The organism is uncultured Dysosmobacter sp. (genome assembly GCF_947631635.1).
GTDB lineage: Bacteria > Bacillota > Clostridia > Oscillospirales > Oscillospiraceae > Oscillibacter.
Genome location: NZ_CANRMB010000015.1, coordinates 65,337 through 71,859, shown reverse-complemented (window position 1 = coordinate 71,859; position 6,523 = coordinate 65,337). Strand labels below are relative to the sequence as shown.

8 protein-coding genes are annotated in these 6,523 nt (G+C 57.1%); 3 read left to right on the top strand and 5 right to left on the bottom strand.

Annotated features, from left to right (window positions below):
- Window positions 1-290: 290 nt before the first annotated feature.
- Window positions 291-758, bottom strand: coding sequence for a YbhB/YbcL family Raf kinase inhibitor-like protein (locus Q0Z71_RS09445; protein ID WP_298021447.1), 468 nt, complete (start codon window positions 756-758; stop codon window positions 291-293).
- Between the two features lie 178 nt (window positions 759-936).
- Between Q0Z71_RS09445 and Q0Z71_RS09440 the strand changes: the two genes are divergently transcribed.
- From Q0Z71_RS09440 to Q0Z71_RS09430, 3 genes are read left to right on the top strand one after another with little or no spacing between them, the layout of a single operon-like run.
- The gene (locus Q0Z71_RS09440; RefSeq protein ID WP_298021444.1) at window positions 937-1,203 is read left to right on the top strand and encodes a hypothetical protein; all 267 of its coding nucleotides are present in this window, start codon (window positions 937-939) and stop codon (window positions 1,201-1,203) included.
- 47 nt (window positions 1,204-1,250) lie between these two features.
- The gene (locus Q0Z71_RS09435) at window positions 1,251-1,664 is read left to right on the top strand and encodes a DUF2752 domain-containing protein (RefSeq protein WP_298021441.1); all 414 of its coding nucleotides are present in this window, start codon (window positions 1,251-1,253) and stop codon (window positions 1,662-1,664) included.
- Between the two features lie 11 nt (window positions 1,665-1,675).
- Complete coding sequence (locus Q0Z71_RS09430; protein ID WP_298021438.1) at window positions 1,676-2,203, top strand: dihydrofolate reductase family protein; 528 nt, start codon at window positions 1,676-1,678, stop codon at window positions 2,201-2,203.
- A 40-nt stretch (window positions 2,204-2,243) separates the two neighbouring features.
- Here Q0Z71_RS09430 and glyA read toward each other — a convergent pair whose 3' ends face one another.
- The 4 genes from glyA to Q0Z71_RS09410 all read right to left on the bottom strand — a co-directional run bounded on the left by glyA (window position 2,244) and on the right by Q0Z71_RS09410 (window position 6,477).
- Complete coding sequence (gene glyA / locus Q0Z71_RS09425; RefSeq protein WP_298021435.1) at window positions 2,244-3,491, bottom strand: serine hydroxymethyltransferase; 1,248 nt, start codon at window positions 3,489-3,491, stop codon at window positions 2,244-2,246.
- Window positions 3,492-3,588: 97 nt separating this feature from the next.
- Window positions 3,589-4,173 (bottom strand): 5-formyltetrahydrofolate cyclo-ligase, encoded by a 585-nt coding sequence (locus Q0Z71_RS09420; protein ID WP_298021432.1) that lies wholly within the window; start codon window positions 4,171-4,173, stop codon window positions 3,589-3,591.
- On the bottom strand, window positions 4,170-5,384 hold the full coding sequence (gene dinB / locus Q0Z71_RS09415) for a DNA polymerase IV (RefSeq protein ID WP_298021429.1): 1,215 nt from the start codon (window positions 5,382-5,384) through the stop codon (window positions 4,170-4,172). The genes Q0Z71_RS09420 and dinB overlap by 4 nt, the downstream gene beginning before the upstream one ends.
- Before the next feature lie 340 nt (window positions 5,385-5,724).
- Entirely contained in the window at window positions 5,725-6,477 is a 753-nt protein-coding gene (locus Q0Z71_RS09410) for an ECF transporter S component (protein WP_298021426.1), read from the bottom strand.
- Window positions 6,478-6,523: the final 46 nt, after the last annotated feature.

Sequence of the window (6,523 nt, the reverse complement as noted above, 5' to 3'; positions counted from 1 at the left end):
ATTTCTGCCCACAATACTTGGCTGGCGACGGCCCGGGAAGATAGGTAACGCCAACACGAAGAGGACGGCAATCTTTGATTGCCGTCCTCTTTTTAATTGGTTACGGAAACTACCGGCAGCGCCAGCGACCCCAAAAAGCTGATGCCCCAACCGCACAACTCCTATACGGGGGAGTCGTTTGGATTTTTGCGATCATAACTATTTTCAAGGGCTTTCGCCAAAACGGGAAAAAGAGACAGAGACAAATCGAGCGCTCTTCAAACCCAAACAGCCGAAAATGGGATTTTATATTACTCAAATTCTCCTATGATATAACCAATTTGAAGAATATGGTTTTCTGCCTTTTTCAAAAAGTCCTTTTTTCTGCAATTTGCACGTAAAGAAATTTCAGAGTCTAATGAATAAAGAGTAAAACGGTAGGTATGCGTTTTTCCTTTGGGTGGTTTGGGACCTGCGTATCGGTGCAAACCATATCCAATACCTTGACGAGCGTTTTTTAGTGCAGGTACATTTTTCCCAGGTTTGATCCCACTTGTTATTCTATCCGCAGCGGGGATATTCCAAATGAGCCAATGCGTAAAATTTTTGATAGGATGGGTCAAGTCTTCCAGTGTGACAGCAAGTGTTTTCGCTTCAGGCGATAGGTTTAGGATTACAAACTCCGGTGATATATTTTGCCCACGGCCTGTATGTTCGATTGGGATCTTGCCTCCGTCTTCCATACCAATACAGTCAAATTCTAAAGCAGTACTTTCCACATTTGCCTCCATGAATTGGATTTTGTTGAACGAATCATATCATATCAAACAAGCCAAAGCAAGGAAGGCTTTTTAAAACGCCGGGCTTATGGTCAACCCGCTTATATAGCTTGTATTTTGGAGAAGAACGTGGTATCCTATTACAAAACCACAGAATGCTGAAGAAAGAGGTACTTTTATGGATTCTAAAACAACAGGGATCGTTGCGTATATTACCTGGATCGGATTGGTCCTTGCGCTGGTGCTGGGAGACCGAGAGGGCGCCAAATTCCATCTGAATCAGGCGCTGGTCATCTGGCTGGCGGGACTTTTGGGCGTGATCCCATGTGTGGGATGGGTCTGGGGGATCTTCTGCTTTATCTGTGCTGTGATGGGACTTATTTCCGCTATCAATGGCGAGGAAAAGGAAGTTCCCCTGCTGGGACGCATCAAACTGCTGAAGTGAGACAGCGGGGGCCGCGCACTGCGCGGTCTCCGTTTTTTGGAGGGTGTATGGCGGGAAAACCGATGACAGACCGGGAGGCATATCCGGCGGCCTGGCTGCTGCTGTCGGCACTGGGGGCGGCATTCCTGTTCTGGAAATACGGCCTGGGCGCGCCTGCGGTCAGCGGCTGCTGGATATGGACACATTGGCGGGTATACTGTCCAGGCTGCGGAGGCACGCGGGCAGTGACAGCCTTGGCGCACGGGCACCTTCTGCGGGCGCTTTATTTTCATCCGGCCGTGCCGGTGACCGCGGGCCTGGGGGGTGTTTATCTGGTATCCCAGACGATTTGGCGCTTTCGGGGGCGGCGTGGTTGGGTGCTGCGCTATGACCAGCGCTGGCCTGCCATGCTGGTGGGGCTGTTTTTGGCAAACTGTGCGGTCAGGAACATCCTGTGGCTGGGCTTTGGGATCCCAATTTAACGGAGGCGCGTATGCGAAAGGTGATCGTATATATCGCTGTGAGTTTAGACGGATATATCGCGGATGATGCCGGAGGCGTGGACTGGCTGGGCGGGACAGACCCGGACTACCAGGGGGACTACGGATATGCGGATTTTGCGGCATCTGTCGACACCGTAGTCATGGGCGGACGCACCTACCGGCAGGTGACAGAGGAACTCTCCCCGGGACAGTGGGTCTATGAGGGAATGACGGCCTATGTGGTGACACACCGGACATTGCCGGACCAAGAGACGATCCGGTTTGTAAACGGCCCTGCTGTGCCGCTGGTCAAGCGTCTGCGCCGACAGCCCGGCGGGGATATCTGGATCTGCGGAGGTGCGGATATCGTGGGACAGCTGCTGGAGGCGGATTTGATCGACGAATACCGGCTTTCCATAATGCCGCTGCTTCTGGGCAGCGGGCTCCGCCTCTTTCCAAAGGGAAAGCCTCACGCCCTGCGGCTGATTGCAAGCAGGGAGGAAAATGGCGTGCTGCTTTGCACCTATCAAAGAATATGAAAAGAGGAGGCGCGGCTTGATAGCCGCGCCTCCCTTGTATTTATTCGTAAATGGGAAATTGCCGGCAGAGGGCGTTGACTTCCTCACGGACCTGCTGGGCCGTGCCCTCGAAGTCCCGGGCAACCATGCCCATCCACTGGGCGATCTTTACCATCTCAGGCTCCCGGAAGCCACGGGTGGTGACGGCGGGGGTGCCCACCCGGATGCCGCTGGTGATGAAGGGTTTCTCCGGATCGTTGGGGATGGCGTTTTTGTTGACAGTGATCTGGACCTCGTCCAGCCGGTGCTCAAACTCCTTGCCGGTGATGTGGAAGTTCCGGACATCCACCAGCATCAGGTGGTTATCCGTGCCGCCGGACACCAGGCGGAAGCCCTGCTTGACCAATTCCTCCGCAAGGACCTTGGCGTTCTTGACGATCTGCTCACCGTAAGCCTTGAATTCGGGTTTCAGCGCTTCGCCAAAGCAGACTGCCTTCGCGGCGATGATATGCTCCAGAGGGCCGCCCTGGGTACCGGGGAAAATGGCGGAGTTGATCTTCTTAAAGATCTCATCGTCATTGCACAGGATCAGGCCGCCCCTGGGACCCCGCAGGGTCTTGTGAGTGGTGGTGGTCACCACATCGGCGTAGGGAATGGGGGAGGGGTGGACGCCGGCGGCCACCAGACCGGCAATGTGGGCCATATCCACCATCAGATAGGCGCCCACGGCATCGGCGACCTCCCGGAATTTGGCGAAGTCGATGATACGGGGATAGGCGGAGGCACCGGCCACGATCAGCTTGGGACGGCAGGCCTTGGCGGTCTCCATCAGGGCGTCGTAGTCGATGGTCTCCGTCTCATCATGGAGACCGTAGGACACAATATTGAAATACTTACCCGATATATTGACCGGGCTGCCGTGGGACAGGTGGCCGCCATGGGCCAGGTCCATGCCCAGGACGGTGTCGCCGGGCTTGGCCAGGGCAAAGAAAACCGCCAGGTTGGCATTGGCACCGGAGTGGGGCTGGACATTGGCGTGCTTGCAGCCGAACAGCTGGCAGGCCCGCTTGCGGGCGATCTCCTCAGTGACGTCCACGGCATAGCAGCCGCCGTAGTAACGCTTTCCGGGATAGCCCTCGGCGTATTTATTGGTCAGGCAGGTCCCCATTGCCAGCATCACGGCTTTGCTGACGATATTTTCAGAGGCGATCAACTCGATGTTGCGGCGTTCCCGGGCGAACTCCTCCTGAATGGAGGCACCGACTTCGGGATCAAATTGAGAGATATAGTCCATTGTCTGCTGGATCATGGCAAGATCCTCCTTTAATTATTTTCGACAAGATCTATTGTACGGGAATGGAAGCATTTTTGCAAGAGCGACATCTGTTGGTGGGCATGTCCGACAGTCACAGTCTGGCCGGCGTTCCGTCCTCATACAGCCCCTTTTCCGTCAGGACCCAGGGGACAGGATGGTCATGGGACTCCAGGGGGATCTCCTCCCGGATCAGCAGCTCCCGGCACAGAAGGACGGTGCCGCCCCGGTAGTGCGCCAAAAAGCGGTCGTAATAGCCGCCTCCGCGGCCCAGACGCTGGCCCAGGTGATTGCAGGTCAGACAGGGCAGGATGGCGAAGTCCACGGTGTCAGGAGACACAGAGGGACTATCCGGGACAGGTTCCAAAATGCCATGGAAACCGGGGGAGAGCTGTGCCAGAGAGGTGATGCACCGAAGCTCCATCATACCGTCTCCTGTGCACAGGGGAACAGCGAGCTTTTTCCCCGCGGACAGGGCGTCTTCCAGAATGGGACGGGTGTCGATCTCCCGGGCAGTGCTCACAAAACAGAATACGGACTCCGCAGCTTGGTACTCGGGCATTGCCAGCAGATGGGCGGCGATGGAGCGGTCGGCCTTCAGCCGGTACTGGTCTGAGAGCTGGGACTCCAGGCCGCGGATGATCCGGCGGAGCTGCTGCTTTTCTTCCTGTTTGGTCATGGCAATGGGTCCTCCTCTTTTTCAGGCTGGGCGGCGCCGAAGATAATGGCGCCAGTGCCGTATTTGCCGCGGATGCGGTCCATGGCGGCCTCCAGCTTTTCCTGTTTTTCTTTTTTGGGGGCTGCCGCTGCGGTGAACAGGTCCACCTGTTCATAGGCCTGATCGTCCTGGACAAGATGGATGGCGGTGACGGTCAGCGCCCGGATCGGAGACGGCGGCCGCCACAGCTGATCGACCAGGGCCATGGCGTGGTCTGTCAGGTCCCGGATCAGATGGGTGGGAACAGCCAATTGCTGCTGGCGGGAGCGGTCCCGGAACTCCGGGTCCCGGATCGTGACCTGGATGCCGCTGGCATACAGGCCATAGTGCCGCAGCCGGGTGGCAACAGAGTCCGCCAGCATGGCGATGCCGGACTGGACCTCAGCACGTGTCTTCAGGTTTTTGGGGAACGTGGTGCCGTTGCCCACGGATTTGACAGGTTCCGCGTCATACCGGGAGCGTACCGGCTCCTGGCTGAGGCCGTTGGCATATTCATACAGCTGGGACCCCAGCTTTCCCATCAGGGATTCCAGCATTTCAGGCTTGCAGGCCGCCAGCTGGCCGATGGTTTCCACGCCATACTGCTTTAAGAGCCTTTGGGCCGCGCCGCCCACATACAGAAGGGTTCCCACTGGCAGCGGCCACACGATCTCCTGCCAGTTTTCCCGGGAAATGACCGTGGTGGCGTCGGGCTTTTTATAGTCGCTGCCCAGCTTGGCAAAGACCTTGTTGAAGCTGATGCCCACGGAGAGCGTCAGTCCCAGCTCCCGCTTCATCCGCTCCCGCAGGGCGTCCGCCAGGGCCTTGGGATCGCCGCCGAAGAGGTGGATGGTGTGGGTGATATCCAGCCAGCTCTCGTCGATGCCGAAGGGCTCCACCAGGTCTGTGTATTCGTCATAGATGGCGTTGACCTTTCGGGAGTACTCCCGGTACAGGGCGTGATGGGGCGGCAGCAGCACCAGGTCCGGGCACTTTTTCTTGGCCTGCCAGATGGTCTCCGCAGTCTGTACACCGTATTTTTTCGCGGGTTCGTTCTTGGCCAGGATGATGCCGTGGCGGGAGGTGGGGTCGCCGCAGACCGCCATGGGGACATCCCGCAGGTCCGGGTGGCTCAGCAGCTCCACCGAGGCATAGAAGCAGTTCAGATCACAGTGGAGAATGATGCGGTCCATAGGCGGCCTCCTCTCTGTCAGATATCCATATGATATAGTCAATTAACTTGAAAATCGCAAGCGATTTTTCAAGCGGGCTATGCCCGCTGCGCGCAAAGTGCGCAGTCATTGACTATGAAATCCAAATCAAGGCCGCATCCCACGGCCTGTCACAGCGCACATGCGCTGTGACACTTGAAAAGTGGTTTTACCACTTTTCAAGTTATTTGATTATAGCACATCTGTTCGCCGTTGAAAAGAGGGGAACGGTTTCCAGATAGCCGCAGCGGCGCACAGATAAAAAATGGAACGGAGGACACGATGATCTCGTGTCCTCCGTTCTGGAGTAAACGGCTAAAAATCAGATGATGCCCATCAGCACCAGGGCCAGCGTCACAAAGGTCGCCAGCAGGGCCAGGGAGAACACCAGGAAGCCGGCGTTCAGCTTCCGGTCGTTCACGGCGTCTGCCGGAATGCCGTTAAGAACCACACCGGAACCGCTGGCGGCTTTCTGGGGAGCCTGAGACTCCGGCACCAACCGGGCCTTCCGCAGGGCTGTGACCACCGGCTTATAGAGCAGCAGCGTCACCGCCATGTTCATGCCGCCCTTGGCCAGATTGAAGGGCAGGAACACCGGGACCAGCATGGCCGCGACGACTTCCCGGGGGAAGCCCTGGTAGATGGGGGTGATGAGGTAGTTCCACAGCAGCATCACAGCGGTCAGCGCGGCCACGCCCAGGGCGAGGCCGAGGACGGCGCCCTTCTTGGTGTGGATCTTCTTATAGACGAAAGAGGCGGTGCAGCAGAAGGAGCAGGTAGCCAGCACATTCATGATGCAGCCGATGATGCCGGTGTGGCTGATGGTGAACATCTCCACCACCGCTACCACCGTGGAGAGGATGAAGGCCGCCATGGGGCCGAAGGTGAAGCCGCCGATGCAGATGACCACATCCTTGAAATCGAAATCCAGGAAGCCGTTGACACTGGGCAGCATCTTGCTCAGCACCATGACCACATAGGCCACAGCGGTGAGCATAGCAAGGGTGGTGACGGTCTTGACGTTCATGCGGGGCTGGGCATGGGTGTTGATGGCGTTGACATGGGGATCGGACATAAAAATACACTCCTTTGTTTTGTTTGAAAACACCCTGGACGCTTTG

Coding starts and splice junctions, on each gene's coding strand:
- Q0Z71_RS09440 (WP_298021444.1), top strand. CDS start 937: ATGGATTCTAAAACAACAGGGATCGTTGCGTATATTACCTGGATCGGA.
- Q0Z71_RS09435 (WP_298021441.1), top strand. CDS start 1,251: ATGGCGGGAAAACCGATGACAGACCGGGAGGCATATCCGGCGGCCTGG.
- Q0Z71_RS09430 (WP_298021438.1), top strand. CDS start 1,676: ATGCGAAAGGTGATCGTATATATCGCTGTGAGTTTAGACGGATATATC.
- glyA (WP_298021435.1), bottom strand. CDS start 3,491: ATGATCCAGCAGACAATGGACTATATCTCTCAATTTGATCCCGAAGTC.
- Q0Z71_RS09420 (WP_298021432.1), bottom strand. CDS start 4,173: ATGACCAAACAGGAAGAAAAGCAGCAGCTCCGCCGGATCATCCGCGGC.
- dinB (WP_298021429.1), bottom strand. CDS start 5,384: ATGGACCGCATCATTCTCCACTGTGATCTGAACTGCTTCTATGCCTCG.
- Q0Z71_RS09410 (WP_298021426.1), bottom strand. CDS start 6,477: ATGTCCGATCCCCATGTCAACGCCATCAACACCCATGCCCAGCCCCGC.